This is a genomic window from Sulfurimonas sp., assembly GCF_034005705.1.
GTDB lineage: Bacteria > Campylobacterota > Campylobacteria > Campylobacterales > Sulfurimonadaceae > Sulfurimonas.
Genome location: NZ_JAVEUF010000016.1, coordinates 1 through 17,987, shown reverse-complemented (window position 1 = coordinate 17,987; position 17,987 = coordinate 1). Strand labels below are relative to the sequence as shown.

Genomic DNA, 17,987 nt, shown 5'->3' with positions numbered 1-17,987 from the left:
GATTAATATTAAATGAGTCTGCTCTTTTGAAAAAATCATTTTCTCATTTATGCAAAATGTAATTATAAGTATGATAGAATAAAAAGAATTTCAGTGACGCGTGCCTAGAAAAGGGCGCTTGTCCATAATAAGGTTGCGGATGCTACAGGCATTATTAGGTAAGATTTTTGGTACGACAAATGATCGTGAATTAAAAAAATATGCGAAGATTGTAAATAAGATAAACGGTTTGGAGAGCAAATATCAAGCTCTTGGTGATGATGAGTTAAAGAGCGCTTTTTTAGAGCTTAAAGAGAGTGTTTTAAATGGAAGCAGAAGCTTGGATGACGTTTTGGTCGACTCTTTTGCTATTACAAGAGAGGCTAGTGTAAGAACGCTGAAGATGAGACACTTTGATGTCCAGCTTATCGGTGGGGTCGTTCTTCATGAGGGCAGGATCGCAGAGATGAAGACGGGTGAAGGAAAGACGCTTGTTGCAACTCTTCCTATCGTTTTAAACGCTATTACCGGCAAGGGTGTACATCTGGTAACTGTAAATGACTATCTTGCTTCAAGAGACGGTAATGAGATGCGTCCTCTTTATGAGTTTCTGGGCTTTAGCGTAGGCGTAATAGAGGAGAATATGCATGATCCGGCCATTAAGCGTGAAGTTTACAATGCAGATATAACATACGGAACAAACAACGAGTTCGGGTTTGATTACCTAAGAGACAATATGAGCTACTCTAAAGAGCATATGGTTCAAAGAGGCCACAATTTCGTTATCGTGGATGAAGTTGACAGTATCTTGATAGATGAGGCCAGAACTCCGCTGATTATCTCAGGCCCTACAAACAGAACGCTTCAAGATTTTGCAGATGCAAACAAAATTGCTATGGGGCTTGTAAAAGATGAGCACTTTAGCGTTGATGAAAAAGACAAAGTTGTTCTTCTTACGGAAGAGGGCATAACAAGAGCGGAAGAGCTCTTTAAAGTCGAGAATCTTTACAGTCCTGAAAATGCTTCGCTTTCGCATATTCTTGATCAGGCACTAAAAGCAAACTACCTCTTTGAAAGAGATGTTGACTATGTCGTAAACAACGGTGAAGTAGTGATAGTCGATGAGTTTACGGGCCGTCTTAGCGAAGGACGCCGCTACTCCGAGGGTCTGCATCAGGCACTTGAAGCGAAAGAGGGCGTCGAGATAAAAGAGGAGACGCAGACATTAGCCGACATCACGTTTCAAAACTACTTTAGAATGTATGATAAGCTGGCGGGTATGACCGGAACTGCACAGACTGAGGCATCGGAGTTTTCTCAGATATACTCTCTTGACGTTATCTCCATACCTACAAATATCCCGGTTGCAAGAAAAGATCTCAACGACCTTATCTATAAAACCGAAAAAGAGAAGTTTGAAGCAGTTATTAACATGATAAAAGAGCTCTCAAAAAGCGGTCAGCCGGTTCTTATCGGTACCGCTTCCATCGACAAATCGGAAGTTCTGCATGAGATGCTAAAAAAAGAGAAGATAGCCCATACTGTACTTAATGCAAAAAATCACGCGCAAGAGGGCGAGATCATTAAAAATGCGGGTGCAAAGGGTGCGGTCACTATCGCTACGAATATGGCGGGGCGCGGTGTCGATATCAAAGTAAATGATGAAGTAAGAGACCTAGGCGGTTTATACATCATAGGAACAGAGAGACACGAGAACCGCCGTATTGACAATCAGCTTAGAGGAAGAAGCGGACGTCAGGGTGATCCGGGAACTACGCAGTTCTATCTCTCTCTTGAAGACAACCTTCTTAGAATTTTCGGAAGTGACAAGATAAAGAGCATTATGGAGAGACTCGGTGTTGAAGATGGTGAGTATATAGAGTCCAAAATGGTCACGCGAGCGGTTGAGAAAGCGCAGAAAAAAGTTGAAAATATGCACTATGAGGGCAGAAAGCACGTTGTAGAGTATGATGATGTCGCAAATGAGCAGAGAAAGATCGTATACAGATTTAGAAATCAGCTTCTTGACCCAGAGTTTGACATCAATACAAAGATAAATGAGCTCAGAGCCGAGTATGCAGAGCATATACTAAACAGCTGTGATATATTTGACGGAGGGGACAAGGAAGATTTCAACCTGGATAAACTCTTTAAGCTTATCCACGAAGAGTTAAATATTGAGCTTGATGCAAAAGAGTTTGCTTCTTTGGATTATGAAGAGCTTTTAGCCAAGATCATAGAGAGCGTTAAAAAAGTATATGATGATAAGATGGGTGTGCTTGATGTAGGTGTACGCAGCGAGATCGAGAGGGAGCTTTATCTAAAAGAGCTTGACAGCGCTTGGAGAGAGCATCTTTATGCAATGGACAATATGAAGACAGGTATCAGACTAAGAGCGTACAACCAGAAAGACCCGCTTGTCGAGTATAAAAAAGAGAGTTTTAACCTCTTTACTGAGCTTATATCGGATATTAAATTTAACACTATCAAGACGCTTCACGTTATTCGCTTCAGAGTCGAAGACCCCGAAGAAGAGGCAAAAAGAGTTGCCCAGAAGATGGATATGGAGAGAAAAATAGCTGAGGCTGCAAGACAGTTTAATCTCTACAACGAAGAGGAGCAGGGCAGTGAGAAGAAGATATCCAGAAACGATCCTTGTCCATGCGGAAGCGGCAAGAAATATAAGCAGTGCTGCGGTAAGAGCGGCCCTAAAAAAGGTCTGTTCGCCTCTTGAAAACATCAATAGTTCCATATCTTGTAAAGCGCTTTTTGCGCTTTGACAGCGAGCAGCCGTTTATCTTTTTGTCTGCTCTATTGGCATTTTTAGGCATTACTCTGGGTGTCATGGTTCTAATAATCGCAATGGCGCTTATGAACGGTTTTGATAATGAGTTTAGAAAAAAACTAACCATTATGAACTATCCGCTGACAGTCATCCCTAAGTTTTACGGCTCTGTGAATGAGAATCTGCTCTTGGAGCTGGAGTCGAAGTTTCCTGATCTTAAATTCAGTCCTTACGTTCAATCATCTGTTATGGCAAGAAGCGGTTCAAAACTCGAAGGCGGCTATATATTCGGAGTTGATTTTAAGAGCGAAGCAAATGTCAACAGCGTACTAAAAGAGGCGATAAAAGAGAACAGCTTTGATAAATTTGATATATTGATAGGCAAGTCACTTAAAGAGGAGCTCTCTCTTGAGATTGATGAAAAGCTTATGTATATATTCACGCATGTTGAGCCAGGCGGAATGTCCGTTACTCCTAAAATAAAAAGATTTAACGTCAGCGCCGTATTTGATTCAGGACTATCCGCTTATGACAAGGCGTACAGCTATACTACGCTTGCTTCACTTCAGGCTATCATGAATCTGCCAAACAATCAATACAGCGGAATCCATATCTTCTCAGCCAACCCGCACGAAGATATACTAAGAATAAAAGAGCATCTTCCAAGAAGCGTATCCATAAAAGGGTGGTGGGAAGAGAATGTGAACTTTTTTGCCGCACTTGAACTTGAGAAGGTATCGCTATTTATAGTTTTGATGCTTATAATACTGATTGCCGCGATAAACATCATCTCTTCGCTTTTGATGACGGTTATGAACAGAAGAAGCGAGATAGCACTGCTTCTCTCACTGGGTGCTACATCTGCCGAGGTTAAAAAGGTATTTTTGTACCTGGGAATAGTTATAGGAGTGAGCGGTATTATGGCGGGTATTGTTCTAGGTATGAGCGGGTTATGGGTGCTTAGTACATTTGACATCGTAAATTTGCCAAAAGATGTCTACCCTACATCCACTTTGCCGCTTGATCTTAGTCTTAAAGATTTTTTCTCTATAGTCATCGGGGCATTTGTTATTGTGGTGTTGTCCTCTTTTTACCCTGCAAAAAAAGCGAGCGAAGTGGATATCTTGACCGTTCTTAGAAACGAGTAGAGACTATCTCTGCTCATCTTTTTTCTCTTCGCCCTTGAAGAGCTCAAATGGAAACATAAATGTCCTTTTTATTATGTTAAAAGGGGCTACTGCTATATCTTTTGCTATCTGGGTCTTAACATCCGGATCGTCGAGCTTTCCCGTAACTTTAAGTGTTGTAGAGATGCTCTCTTTGCCAAGAAGAATGTAGCCTACAAGCGGTATTTGAGATACCGAACTGCCAAGGTCCGTTTTTAGATTTAGATCAAGATCGATGCTGTTTTTCTCTATGCTCGCTTCTCCTACTCCCGCTATCTCGATCTCTTTTGATTTAAGGTATATATCGCTCATCTTATATACGTCATCTTTGAATTTAAAGTTTATGTAGGTTCTCTCGGCGGCTATACCGCTCTTGTTGTACCCCGGAAGAGAGAAGGTCACGAGCGATGGAACTGTATTTACAAAGGCAAGAATGTTGTTTAATATCTTATAGTCAAGTATCGTCGTATCTTCTATGTTGATCATCCCGTCAAACTCTTTTAAAGTGCCGTTTATAAAAAACTCAAAAGAGCCTCCCTTAAACTTGGAGAGAGCGAAGAGCTTGTCCATAAACTCATCGCCGAACTCATCTCCGTAGAGATAGATCTTGTCGTTGGCAAGCGTAAAGACGGCGCGCCCTCTGTTGTGTAGAAGTTCGGCTGATATGGCTTTGTCTATGTATGCCAGATAGATTCTATCCGAGATTATATGTCTGTTTTGTGCAAGATACAAAAAAGAGTTGTGTGTTTCTATATGGAGCTCTGTTTTATCATCAAGCCCTTCTGTTGTCTCTCTTTGAGTAAAGTAGTTGATGATCTCTTTGATATTTATGCCTGTGTCTTTGGCATCTATTTTAATATTATCAGCGATCTCGACATTTACACTGTCGTTGATAGTAAGGTCTATCTTTTTTGTATCTAAATTGTATCTGCCCTCTGCAGTGTAGCTCTCAATAGGCTTCTCAAGGGTCGTTAAAAATTTATACTCATAATCACTTTGAAGCAAAAACTCTAAGTCTCTTTGATCCTTTTTTTTCTCTATTTTAAGGCTTCCGTTTGTCAGATCATACTTTTTTAAGAGTTTGGAGTATTGTGAGATTTTTTCAAGCGATCTTGCATCCAGTACCCATCTGTCTTTATAGCTAATATACTCAAAATCATACTTTTTTGAGCCTATGGCGGTGCTATTGTCTCTATTTTCCAAATAGAGCTCTATATTTTTCTCTGTTTTAAACATCTCGTTAAAATCATTGTCGTAAATCGCATTATCTTTTAAACTTAGCACCCCTTTGGAGTTTAAAAGATCATAATCAAGGTCTATTTTTGACTTAACAGTGTCGTTATAGTTTAATACTATATTATCTGCTTTTATCGACTCTTTTGTGATGCTAAATGCTACATTTTTAAGTGTTGCCGGCTTTTTATCTATCTTCATAGATATATCTTTTTTTGATGAGATATTTATAGTGCCGTTCTCGTAAAGAAGCTTAAAAGCCGGTGCAGGTCTGCTTAATGCAATACCTTTTTTATTTATCTTGAGAATATCTACATCCAGATCGGCTTTGCCTGATTTAAAAGATATATCCCCAGATAACAGAGCCGAACCAAGTTCAGGTGCCAAGATAGAGGTGACCGGCAGATGGGCTTTTAGTTCCTTCATCTTAAAAGGTACTTTCACGGCGCTTATATTTACCATCTTGCCTTTATATCTCCATGTTGATTTATCAATCGAGATGTAGTCCTCTTTAGGAGATATGTTGTATACGGCGATTAGCTCTTTTTTGTTAAGAAGCGACAGAGAGCTCTCTTTATGCGCTATTTTGTCAAACTTTAGTGTGAGCTTGCCCTCTGACTTCTTTGCATCGAGCTCCATGCATACATCCGCAGCGGCTATATCTTTGTATTTTGCATACATGTTTTCAATCGTTACATAGCTGTTTTTTAGATATACATCTGCACGGGGAACATCAATATCGAGTCCAAGATAGTTTATCTGAGACTCTTTTGCATGAAAGCTTCCCTTGGCTTCAACATTAAGTGTCCTTAGTTTTATACCCAGCGTCAAATCGGTCTCGACCTCACCCGTTTTCTGGAGAATAGGGAGTTTTATATTATATCTCTCAAGCAGAGAGACTATATCTCTGTTTGCTTGAGCGTTAAAGAGAAGATGCAGCGTTAAAGTCTCTTCATCCTTTGCAAAATCGATCTTTAGCCAGCTTCTATCTAAGTAAAAACCATAAGAGTAGGCCTCTTTTGGTCTAATATAAAGAACTCCGTCTTTAAACTCTAGCTCTGTTTGAGCGGAACTGACAGGAGCAAGCTTTTGATCGTAAGTATATTTCAGATCATTTGCGGTAGCTTTTGCGTGAAGGTTGAGATGCGCCTTATCTATATCTTTATACTCAAGCCATCCTTTAAAGCTCTCAATGGACAAACTTGACATCTCTATAGCGTCATATACCCAGTATTTGATCTTTGGACCCAGCTCAAAAAGGTCCACTATCTTTCTTGTGTTCTTTATATCCTCTTTGGATACAAGTTCATAGAGCAGTTTTTGAGTATCGCCGCGAAGATGCAGCTCAAGGTTTGTCTCATCATTTAGCCCTATATCCAAGAGCGCGGTAAAATCAGGCTCTTTTTTAGCTTCAAGCAGCAGTGTGCCGCTAATGTTCATGGCATTTTCAAAAGCTTTCAGCTCCTCGATCTCAATATATAACAGAGTGCTGTTTGGCAGAAGAGAGCTCTTTAGAGTAAATGTGTCAGATCTGAGATTCAGATAACCTTTCTGATCGTCTATATATTTTACCTCTCCTTCAATACCGTTTATTTTTACCCTTTCAAGTTGAAGCTCTTTTATCCAGTTTGTAAAAGGGAATATTGTTTTTATGGTTTGAACTGCTTCTTTGTATTGAAACCCTGAGCCGCTACTGTTTTTATCTCCTAAGATGGCGATCTCATTTGCGCTAAGGGTTATTTTTTCGTCCCATTTAATGTATAATTTCTTAACTTTAATATTTTGGAATGATATATCATCTATATAGAGTCCATTTTGCAGAAGAATAAATGTGGCAAAGAGCAGTATAAATATGAACGATAAGATGCTTATTAGTATAAAATGGATTTTTGAGATAGTGTTGATTATTATGCTGTCGTTCATGTATTACCTAAATAAGCCTATTACATCCCCTCAGGTAATATACATCCCCACAGGTTCTATTAACAAGATTATAACACATTTGAATGAGAAAAATTTCAACGTAGGCAAACTGGATTCACTGATCTTAAGAGTGATAGGTTCTCCCCAGAGCGGCTGGATAAACATAGGAACAACGCTAAGTAGCAGAGGCGATTTTTTATATAAGCTCACAACGGCAAAGGCTGCGCTTCAAAATGTAACTTTAATACCTGGTGAGACAACATATATTTTTCTAGACCAGTTATCAGAAGAGCTGAATCTTCAAAGAGATATCCTGCAAAAAGAGTATGAGCTTCAGACTAAGCACATAGAGGGTGTTTTTGTCCCTAATACATATAGTTTGCCGATGGGCATAACTGAGAAGATGGCAATAAAGATACTCTTGAACGAGTCGCTTTCACAGATGAAAAGTTTGTCAATGAAGATATTTGGAACATATAATGAGAAGAAATGGTTTCATTTTGTAACAATTGCCTCTGTCATCCAGAAGGAATCTGCAAATATAGAGGAGATGCCACTGGTAAGTTCCGTTATATACAACAGACTCAAAAAAGGCATGAAGCTGCAGATGGACGGTACGCTAAATTATGGACAATATTCACATGTAAGAGTCACTTCAAAGATGATAAAAGAGGATCGCTCAATGTACAATACCTACCTGCACAGCGGCATTCCGGCAGCTCCTGTCTGTAATGTGAGTTTTGATGCAATTAAGGCCGCCATCTTTCCGGCGCAGAGTGATTTTCTCTATTTCGTGAAAACAAAAAGCGGAGAGCACACTTTCTCGCGTAACTATTCTACACATTTGACCAATATAAAGCGTGCTACTAAATGAAACACTTCGAGTAAATAACTCAATCTTTGGTTCATCATCCCACACATTATTACATCTTAGTGATATCATTGAACTTGTAAATTTTCATGCACTGTTTATGAAAATAAAAATATAAACTTGAGGAAACACAATGTCAAAAATTATTTGGTCAAAGATTGATGAAGCACCGGCTTTAGCAACTTATTCGTTATTGCCGATCGTAAATGCTTTCACTAAAGCAGCGGGTGTCGAAGTGGTTTTAAGTGATATTTCACTGGCAGGTAGAGTTTTAGCTGCGATGGGTCTTGCAGAAGATGAGCTTTCAAAACTTGGTGAAGTTGTTTTACAAGAAGATGCAAATATTATCAAGCTTCCAAATATTTCAGCTTCTGTCGGTCAGCTTAAGGATTGTATTGCTGAACTTCAAGCTCAGGGTTACGATATTCCTAACTATCCTGAAAATCCTGCAAATGATGCTGAAAAAGCTATTCAGGCTAAATACAGCACATGTTTGGGTTCGGCTGTTAACCCTGTTCTTCGTGAAGGTAACTCTGACAGACGTGCTGCAGTGGCAGTTAAGAAATTTGCTCAAAAGAACCCTCATAAACTGAGAGCTTTCTCGGAAAACTCAAAAGCTTATGTTGCTCACATGGAAGGAAAAGGTGACTTTTTTGGAAATGAGAAATCTGTAACTTCAGATAAAGACCAGAAAGTAACGATCGCACTAAACGGCAAAGAGCTTAAAACTATTAATGCGCTTGCCGGTGAAATTCTTGACGGTACATTTATGTCAGTTTCTGCACTTAAAGCTTTTTATAAAAAAACAATTGAAGATGCAAAAGCAAACGGTGTATTATGGTCACTTCACTTAAAAGCGACTATGATGAAGATCTCTGACCCGATTATGTTTGGTTACGGATTCGTGGCATTTTTTGAAGATGTATTTGCTAAACATGCGGACACGTTCAAAGAGTTAGGCGTTAATCCAAATCAAGGTATGTCTGACTTAGAGAAAAAGATCAAAGGTCACGCTAAAGAAGCTGAGATCAAAGCAGATTTTTTAGCAGCACTTGAGTCAGATTCTCCAAAACTGGCTATGGTTGATTCAGATAAAGGAACAACAAACTTCAATGCATCTAACGATGTAATTATCGATGCTTCTATGCCGGTAGTTGTTCGTGAAGGCGGTAAGCAGTGGGATAGAACTGGTGCAGCTGTAGAGTGTGTTGCTGTTATTCCTGATTCTACTTACGGTATGTTCCACGCTGAAATGGTAGCTGACTGTGTTAAAAACGGTCAGTATGATGTAACTACTATGGGTACTATGCAAAATATCGGTCTTATGGCTCAAAAAGCAGAAGAGTACGGTTCTCACCCGACTACGTTCGAGCTTGCAGAAGCAGGAACTGTAACAGTTACTACTGAAGACGGAAAAGTATTGATGAGTTTCGAGTGTGAGGCTGGTGATATCTGGAGAATGTCTAGAACAAAAGATATTCCAGTTAAAGACTGGGTTCGCCTAACAGTTGAGAGAACAAGAATCGAAGGTATTCCTGCAGTATTCTGGTTAGATGAGAAGAGAGCTCACGATGCTGAAGTTTTGAAAAAAGTTAAAAAATATTTAGCTGATTTTGATACAAACGGCTTGGATATTCAATTTATGAACGTAACTGATGCTACTAGATTTACAAACACTAGAATCAGACAGGGATTAAATACTATCGCTGTAACAGGTAACGTTTTACGTGACCACTTAACAGATATGTACCCTATCTTGGAGCTTGGAACATCTGCAAAGATGCTTTCAATCGTTCCATTATTGGCTGGTGGCGGATTGTATGAGACTGGTGCAGGCGGATCTGCTCCTAAGCACGTTGAGCAATTCTTAAAAGAGGGTCACTTAAGATGGGATTCTCTTGGTGAGTTCTTGGCACTTGCAGAGTCTCTAAGATTCCTAGGTCACAAACACTCTGATGCTAAACTTTCAGCTTTAACAGCAGCTTTGGATAAAGCAAATGAAGGTTACCTTGACAACTCAAAAGAGCCTTCAAGAAAAGCAGGAGAGCCTGACAATAAAGCTTCTCACTTCTATTTGGCTCAATACTGGGCAAAAGCATTGGCTGAGGGTGACAACGCTGAGCTTGCTGCTAAGTTTGCTCCTGTTGCTAAAGCTCTTAACGAAAAAGAGGAGCAGATCATGTCTGAGCTTTTAGCTGTTGAAGGCAAGCCTCAAAATATCGGTGGTTACTTCCATCCGAATGATGAGTTGGCTGAAAAAGCTATGCGTCCTTCTGCGACACTAAACGCTATTATAGACAGTATCTAAATTATCTACTAACAAAGAAGTCCTACCGCATAGTTATATGCGGAGGCTTCTACCTTTTATATTTTTCTTTTTTAGTGAAACTTTTTTTGGTTTTATTCAAAAGGCAAAAAGTCTTTATATGATAGTTTAAAGATACATAAAAAGTATTTGACTAAAATATCGTAATAATTTACTCAAGGAGTGTGTATGAATCAAGGAAAAAGAGTAGGGATAGTAGGCGCTGGAAATGTCGGCGCAACAGTAGCTTACTCTTTAGCAATGCTTGGTTCTTGTCATGAAATAATTCTTCGTGACAACAAGATTGATGTTGCTAAAGGAAAGGCGCTTGATATGAGTCAAGCTGCTGCAGCCGTTAGAAGTCACACGATAGTGACCGTGGCTGAGGATATGTCGGATTTGACGAACTGTGATGTTGTCGTTGTAACTGCAGGAAGCCCTAGACTTCCTGGTATGAGCCGTGACGACCTGCTTATGATAAACGCAAATATTACAAAAGAGGTCATTCAGGGTATAGCTAAATACTCTCCGGATGCGATAGTTATAATGGTATCAAATCCTCTTGATGCTATGACTTATGTTGCACTTAGAGAGAGCGGTTTTGAGAGAAGCCGTGTCATAGGTATGGCTGGAATATTAGACAGCTCAAGAATGGCAAGCTTTATTCAGGAGAAGCTTGGATACGGAGGAGGGCAGATCCGTGCCTCAGTTATGGGCGGTCACGGTGATGATATGGTTCCTCTTCCTAGATACTCTACGGTAGCGGGTGTTCCTCTTGCAGATCTTTTGACATCTGCTGAGATCGATGAGATAGTAACTCGCACACGCAACGGCGGCGCGGAGATAGTAAGCCACCTAAAAACAGGCTCTGCATACTACGCACCTGCAAAATCTACGACTATCATGGTTGAGGCGATACTTAAAGATACAAAGCAGATTCATCCGTGCGCGGTCTATTTAGAAGGTGAGTATGGATATTCAGACGTGGTCTCAGGCGTTCCGGTAATGCTTGGAGCAAACGGAGCAGAGAAGATCATAGAGATCACGCTTGACGATGCAGAGAAGGAGATGTTTAAAAACTCATGCAACTCTGTTAAATCTCTGATCGATACACTCAATAGAAATAAATTTTTTGAAGGAGAACAAATTTGAGCACTCGTATTGAAAAAGACACAATGGGAGAGATAAATGTTCCAAAAGATGCTTATTGGGCTGCACAGACTCAAAGATCGATAGAGAACTTCGCTATCGGTGAAGAGACAATGCCTTATGAGATAACAAGAGCATTTTCATATTTAAAAAAGGCTGTAGCACTTGTAAACAAGGATCTGGGAAAACTGGATGCTAAAAAAGCGGATGCGATAGCACAGGCTGCAGATGATATGCTCTCTGGCAAACTTGACGGAAACTATCCGCTTGTAGTTTGGCAGACCGGTTCTGGTACGCAGTCAAACATGAACAACAATGAGGTTCTTGCTTCGCGTGCTACAGAGATACTTGGGGGTGATTTTAGAGTAGAGAAGCTTGTTCATCCAAACGATGATGTAAACAAGTCTCAAAGCTCAAACGACACTTATCCTACAGCGCTTCATATAGCAGCTGTTATTGCGGTAGAGACTCGCGTTCTTCCTGCAATTGCAAAACTTAAAGCTACGCTTGAGCAGAAGTCTGCAAAGTTTGACTCGATTGTAAAAATAGGTCGTACTCACCTTCAAGATGCAACGCCTTTAACTCTTGGACAGGAGATCAGCGGTTGGGTTGAGATGCTCAATAAGTGTGAAAAGATGGCAAAAGACTCGCTTGAGGCAGTTCGTGAACTGGCACTTGGCGGAACGGCTGTTGGAACAGGGCTTAATGCTCATCCTGAGCTTGGAGAGAGAGTCGCAAAAAAGGTGAGCGAACTTACAGGACACAGTTTTGTAACTGCTCCAAACAAGTTTCACGCGTTAACTTCTCACGATGCACTTGTTTACTCTCACGGTGCGCTTAAAGCTCTTGCAGCTGATATGATGAAAATAGCAAACGATGTAAGATGGTTGGCTTCTGGCCCAAGATGTGGAATAGGGGAGATCACTATACCTGAAAATGAACCAGGTTCTTCAATTATGCCAGGAAAGGTAAACCCTACGCAGAGCGAAGCGGTAACCATGGTTGCATGTCAGGTAATGGGAAATGATGCGGCTATCGGTTTTGCGGCAAGTCAGGGAAATTTCCAGCTTAACGTTTTTAAGCCTGTAATAGCTTATAACTTTTTGCAGTCATGCCGTCTGTTGGCAGACTCTATCATATCGTTTAACGACAACTGTGCAGTGGGTATTGAGCCTGTTGAAGATAAGATAGATTTCTATCTTAACAATTCGCTTATGCTTGTAACAGCTCTTAACCCTTACATCGGTTATGAAAATGCTGCAAAAATAGCTAAGACCGCACATAAAAACAATTCAACACTAAAAGAGACTGCTATAGAGCTTGGTCTACTTAGTGCCGAAGAGTTTGACAAATATGTCGTACCTCAAGATATGATAGCGCCAAAAGCCTAAAAGGCTTTCTTTAGAAAAGCTTAGAAAAATTAATTTAAAGAAGGAGATTAGATGAATATACATGAGTATCAGGCAAAACAGATTTTTGCTAAATATGGTGTTCCTACACCAAAGGGTTTAATGGCGGAGAGCGTAAAGCAGGCAGTTATTAATGCAGAAGAGCTGGGCGGACCTATCTGGGTTGTAAAAGCTCAGATACACGCAGGCGGACGCGGACTAGGCGGGGGAGTAAAGCTTGCTAAAAGTATTGATGAAGTAAGAACCCTCTCTGAGGAGATCCTTGGAATGACTCTTGTCACTCATCAAACGGGACCTGAAGGAAAGTTGGTTCAAAAGCTATACATAGAAGACGGTGCGGATATTAAAGATGAGCTATATCTTGGCGTTGTTCTTGACCGCGCAAAAGAGATGCCTGTAATAATGGCTTCGACAGAGGGCGGTATGGCAATTGAAGATGTTGCACATGATACTCCTGAGAAGATTATCAAAGTGGCGGTAGACCCTGCTATAGGTTTTCAAGGTTTTCACGGCCGTGAGCTGGTATTTGGTCTTGGTATTACTGATCCTACAGAACAGAAGAAGTTTATAAGCTTTGCTTCAAAACTATACAAACTCTATATGGAAAATGATGCAGAGATGATTGAGATCAATCCACTTGTAAAGACAGGAAGCGGAGACTTCTTAGCACTTGACGGAAAGATGGGATTTGATGACTCTGCACTTGGACGCCACCCTGATATCGAAGCTATGAGAGATATCAGCGAAGAGGATCCTGATGAGCGTGAAGCAGGGAAGTATGGACTGAGCTATGTATCTCTTGACGGTGAGATCGGTTGTATGGTAAACGGAGCAGGGCTTGCAATGGGTACTATGGATACTATCAACTATATGGGCGGAACTCCTGCAAACTTCCTTGATGTCGGCGGTTCTGCAAATGCGGAGACCGTTGCAAAAGGTTTTGAGATCATTCTTAAAAACCCAAATGTAAAAGCTATATTTGTTAACATCTTCGGCGGGATCGTTAGATGCGACCGTATCGCAAACGGTATTTTGGAAGCTACAAAACTTACAGATGTTCATGTTCCTGTTATTGTTAGACTTGACGGTACAAATGCACTTGAGGCTGCAGAGATTCTTAAAAATGCAAATATTTCTAATGTAATAGCTGCAACGGATTTAGCAGACGGTGCCGCAAAAGCAGTAGCAGCTGCAAAACAAGCTAAGTAAGAAGGGGTATCTATATGAGTATATTAGTAAATAAAGAGACAAAAGTAATCGTTCAAGGTTTCACAGGAAAAGAGGGATCTTTTCATGCTGAGCAGTGTTTGGCATACGGTACAAAGATCGTAGGAGGCGTTACTCCGAACAAGGGTGGGCAAGAGCATTTAGGAAAACCTGTTTTCAATACAGTTAAAGAGGCTGTTGAGACAACTGGCGCAACCGTTTCTATGATTTTTGTTCCGCCTGCTTTTGTTGCGGACGCTGTTATGGAAGCTGCAGATGCTGGGATAGAGCTTGCTGTTGTAATTACAGAGGGTGCTCCTGTTCGTGATATGCAAGCAGCTAAAGCATACGCTACAAAACACGGCATGAAAACTATCGGGCCAAACTGCCCTGGTATTATCACTGCAGAAGAGTGCAAGATAGGTATTATGCCTGGTATGATATTTAAAAAAGGCAACATCGGTCTTATATCAAAGTCTGGAACGCTTACTTATGAAGGTGCAAACCAAGTTGTAAAAGAGGGCTTCGGGATATCTACTGCGGTAGGTATCGGTGGAGATCCTATCATCGGTCTTTCATATAAGCAGCTTCTTCCTATGTTTGAGGCAGACCCTGAAACACATGCGATCGTTATGATCGGTGAGATCGGGGGAGACCTTGAAATACAAGCAGCTGCATTTATTAAAGAGAATATCAAAAAACCTGTTGTAGCGTTTATCGCTGGGCAGACTGCGCCAAAAGGCAAAAGAATGGGGCATGCAGGTGCGATAGTTTCAGGCGGAGCAGGTACTGCGGCTGAAAAAATGGCTGCACTAGAGGCGGCAGGTGTTAAGGTTGTTGTTTCTCCGGCTGATATCGGAAAAGCGGTTGCAGAGGTGCTTTCTAAATAATATTGTCTCTTAGTGCGAGCTTCATTCAGTAACATTTCGGTTACAAAGAAGCGCTATTAGCACAATTTTAGAGCTATATTAATTAAAGTAGGTTAACCTAATCTGTAAAAATAAGTAACAGTTCAAAAGTGTGGCGTAGAGATACTTCACATATTGCACTGCGCTTCAAAACAAAAGAGGAGAATAAATGGGAACTTTTAGAACTGAAAACCCTGGCAATCAGCCTGTTTGGGTAAACACAAACAACTGCAAAGCTTGCGACATTTGTGTTTCTGTATGCCCTGCGGGCGTTCTTGGAATGGTGTATGAGCCTACATCTACTCTTGGTGCTATGATATCTATCCAGCATCCAGAGTCTTGTATAGGATGTATGGAGTGCGAATTGACTTGTCCTGACTTTGCTATATATGTAGCTGAGAAAAAAGAGTATAAATTTGCAAAACTAACTGATGAGGCAAAAGAGCGTCAAGTAGCTATTGTTGCAAACAATTATATGTCGCTAGATCAAAAAGGAGTTAAGTAATGGCAAAAAGAGAAGTTATTTCAAGCGGAAATGAACTATCTGCATTAGCTGCAAAAGATGCTGGATGTAGATTTTTTGGGGGTTATCCGATTACTCCGTCAAGCGAAGTAATGCATGAGATGTCAGACTTAATGCCGGAAGTCGGCGGTGTCTGTATTCAAATGGAAGATGAGATAGCAGGTGTAGCAGCTGCAATCGGTGCTGGTATGGCCGGTGTTAGAACTATGACCGCAACATCAGGTCCTGGTATATCGCTAAAAGCTGAGAATCTTGGACTTGCTCAAATGGCAGAAGTTCCTTTGGTTGTTGTAAACGTTATGCGCGGTGGACCATCAACAGGTCTTCCTACTCGTGTTTCACAAGGTGACGTTGCTCAGGCAAAAAACCCTTCTCACGGTGACTATAAGTCTATCACTCTTTGTGCAGGATCACTTGCAGAGTGTTATACTGAGACAGTAAGAGCATTTAACTTGGCTGATAGATTTATGCAGCCTGTATTTGTTCTACTAGATGAGACACTTGGACACATGCACGGTAAAGCTGTTCTTCCTACTGAAGAGGAAGTTAAAGCAGGGATCGTTCCTAGAAAAACTTTTGACGGTCCTGCAGATCAGTACTTCCCGTATGAGTGCGAGCATGATCAGCCGGCAGTTCTAAACCCGATGTTTAAAGGATACCGCTATCACTTTACAGGTCTTCACCACGATAAGAAGGGTTTCCCTACTGAGGAGATTGAGACTTGTAGAAAGCTTATTCAGAGACTTGAAGATAAAGTTGAACTTCATAAAGATGAGATTGAACTATACGAAGAGTTCCATACTGATGATGCAGAGATATTGATAGTTGCTTACGGTTCTGTTTCACTTGCAGCAAAAGAGGCGATCAGACACTTAAGAGAAGAGGGCATTAAAGCTGGTCTATTCAGACCTATTACTCTTTGGCCAAGTCCGGCAGAGAAGATGAGAGAACTTGCAGCTAGAATCCCGAAAGTTCTATGCGTTGAGTTAAACATAGGGCAATACAGAGACGAAGTTCAACGTGCTACTGGTAGACTTGACATAGATGGTCTATTTAAAGTTAACGGAAGACCGATCTCTCCTTATGAAATAGTAAATAAAGTAAAGGAGCTCTAAGATGGCATTTAATTATGAGAATTATTTAAGATTAGAGAAAGTACCGACTCTTTGGTGTTGGGGTTGTGGTGACGGAGTTATTTTAAAAGCTTTTATTAGAGCTGTTGATAAACTTGGAATAAGCAAAGATGACGTTTGTGTAGTATCCGGTATCGGATGTTCAGGAAGATTCTCATCGTATGTCGATTTCAATACTGTTCATACTACTCACGGTAGAACTGTTGCTTTTGCTACAGGTATCAAACTGATGAATCCTGATAAACACGTTATCTGTGTTGCAGGAGACGGTGATGCACTTGCGATCGGTGGTAACCACACTATTCACGGATGCAGAAGAAATATAGATATAACAATGATAGTTATCAATAACTTCATTTACGGTCTTACAAACTCTCAGACAAGTCCGACAACTCCTCAGGGTATGTGGACAGTATCTCAAAAAGCGGGTAATATCGATCCTACTTTTAATGCTACAGACTTGGCAATTGCTGCTGGAGCATCTTTTGTTGCTAGAGAGAGCATGATCGATCCTAAAAAACTTGAGAAGATTTTTGTTAAGGCTCTAGAGCACAGAGGTTTTGCATTCTTGGATGTACTATCAAACTGCCATATCAACCTTGGAAGAAAAAACAAGATGGCTTCAGCGATGGAGAACTTGACTTGGATAGATAACATTACAGTATCTAAGAAAAAATATGACACTATGAGCGAAGAAGAGAGAAAAAATCTTCTACCTACAGGCATCCTTAAAGAGGACACTGAGGCGAAAGAGTACTGTGATATGTACGCAGAGATACAAAAAGTTCATCAAGGTAAGAGAAAAACACTTACTCAAGATGACTTTGAGAAAAAGATATAAGGAGAACGCAATGGCTAGAACATTAATGAGATTTACCGGTGTCGGCGGGCAGGGCGTTCTTCTTGCGGGTGAGATCTTTGCTGCGGCAAAGATCACAACCGGCGGGCATGGATTAAAAACAGCTACATATACTTCACAGGTTCGTGGTGGTCCGACTGTTGTTGACATTACACTTGACGATGATGAAATATATTATCCGTATGCAAACGACGGAGAGATCAACTTTATGCTCTCTGTTGCACAGGTTAGCTACGATCAGTTTAAAAAAGGTGTTCAAAAGGGCGGAACTATCGTTATAGATCCAAACTTGATCAAGCCTACTGAAGAAGATAAAAATACATGGAAGATATATGAGATTCCAATTATTACGATCGCAAAAGAAGAGGTTGGTAATGTTATTACTCAATCTGTTGTTGCTCTTGCAATCGCAAATACAATGCAGAAGGCTATTGACAAGCAAGTTCTTATAGACACAATGCTCTCAAAAGTACCTGCAAAAGTTCATGCTGCTAACTTAAAAGCTTATGAGCTTGGAGAAAAGTATGCTCTAGAGGCA

Annotated in this window: 13 protein-coding genes; 12 read left to right on the top strand and 1 reads right to left on the bottom strand. The window is 40.6% G+C overall.

What is annotated here, in order from left to right:
• Positions 1–139 precede the first annotated feature (139 nt).
• Positions 140–2,713 carry a preprotein translocase subunit SecA gene (secA, locus tag RBR61_RS08300; RefSeq protein WP_320343506.1) on the top strand — a complete coding sequence of 858 codons (2,574 nt, stop codon included), beginning with the start codon at positions 140–142 and terminating at the stop codon, positions 2,711–2,713.
• The gene (locus RBR61_RS08295) at positions 2,710–3,912 is read left to right on the top strand and encodes an ABC transporter permease (RefSeq protein ID WP_320343505.1); all 1,203 of its coding nucleotides are present in this window, start codon (positions 2,710–2,712) and stop codon (positions 3,910–3,912) included. The genes secA and RBR61_RS08295 overlap by 4 nt, the downstream gene beginning before the upstream one ends.
• Positions 3,913–3,915: 3 nt before the next feature.
• Here RBR61_RS08295 and RBR61_RS08290 read toward each other — a convergent pair whose 3' ends face one another.
• Positions 3,916–7,086 carry an AsmA-like C-terminal domain-containing protein gene (locus RBR61_RS08290; protein ID WP_320343503.1) on the bottom strand — a complete coding sequence of 1,057 codons (3,171 nt, stop codon included), beginning with the start codon at positions 7,084–7,086 and terminating at the stop codon, positions 3,916–3,918.
• Here RBR61_RS08290 and mltG point away from each other — a divergent pair.
• The 10 genes from mltG to RBR61_RS08240 all read left to right on the top strand — a co-directional run.
• A complete protein-coding gene (gene mltG / locus RBR61_RS08285) occupies positions 7,085–7,960 on the top strand; it encodes an endolytic transglycosylase MltG (protein ID WP_320343501.1) in 876 nt (291 codons plus the stop codon). The genes RBR61_RS08290 and mltG overlap by 2 nt on opposite strands.
• A 130-nt stretch (positions 7,961–8,090) precedes the next feature.
• Positions 8,091–10,265: an NADP-dependent isocitrate dehydrogenase gene (locus tag RBR61_RS08280; protein WP_320343500.1), complete on the top strand. Its 2,175-nt coding sequence runs from the start codon at positions 8,091–8,093 to the stop codon at positions 10,263–10,265.
• A gap of 186 nt (positions 10,266–10,451) precedes the next feature.
• A complete protein-coding gene (gene mdh, locus RBR61_RS08275; protein WP_320343499.1) occupies positions 10,452–11,414 on the top strand; it encodes a malate dehydrogenase in 963 nt (320 codons plus the stop codon).
• Positions 11,411–12,802 (top strand): class II fumarate hydratase, encoded by a 1,392-nt coding sequence (fumC, locus tag RBR61_RS08270; RefSeq protein ID WP_320343498.1) that lies wholly within the window; start codon positions 11,411–11,413, stop codon positions 12,800–12,802. Before mdh ends, fumC begins: the two co-directional genes overlap by 4 nt.
• Before the next feature lie 51 nt (positions 12,803–12,853).
• Positions 12,854–14,029: an ADP-forming succinate--CoA ligase subunit beta gene (gene sucC, locus RBR61_RS08265; RefSeq protein WP_320343497.1), complete on the top strand. Its 1,176-nt coding sequence runs from the start codon at positions 12,854–12,856 to the stop codon at positions 14,027–14,029.
• 14 nt (positions 14,030–14,043) lie between these two features.
• The gene (gene sucD / locus RBR61_RS08260; protein WP_320343496.1) at positions 14,044–14,916 is read left to right on the top strand and encodes a succinate--CoA ligase subunit alpha; all 873 of its coding nucleotides are present in this window, start codon (positions 14,044–14,046) and stop codon (positions 14,914–14,916) included.
• A 187-nt stretch (positions 14,917–15,103) separates the two neighbouring features.
• On the top strand, positions 15,104–15,439 hold the full coding sequence (locus RBR61_RS08255) for a 4Fe-4S binding protein (RefSeq protein WP_320343495.1): 336 nt from the start codon (positions 15,104–15,106) through the stop codon (positions 15,437–15,439).
• Positions 15,439–16,572, top strand: coding sequence for a 2-oxoglutarate synthase subunit alpha (locus tag RBR61_RS08250; RefSeq protein WP_320343494.1), 1,134 nt, complete (start codon positions 15,439–15,441; stop codon positions 16,570–16,572). Before RBR61_RS08255 ends, RBR61_RS08250 begins: the two co-directional genes overlap by 1 nt.
• 1 nt (position 16,573) lies before the next feature.
• Positions 16,574–17,431, top strand: a complete 858-nt coding sequence (locus tag RBR61_RS08245; RefSeq protein ID WP_320343493.1) for a 2-oxoglutarate ferredoxin oxidoreductase subunit beta — start codon at positions 16,574–16,576, stop codon at positions 17,429–17,431.
• 10 nt (positions 17,432–17,441) lie between these two features.
• A partial coding sequence (locus tag RBR61_RS08240; RefSeq protein ID WP_320343492.1) for a 2-oxoacid:acceptor oxidoreductase family protein occupies positions 17,442–17,987 on the top strand: 546 nt, incomplete at its 3' end.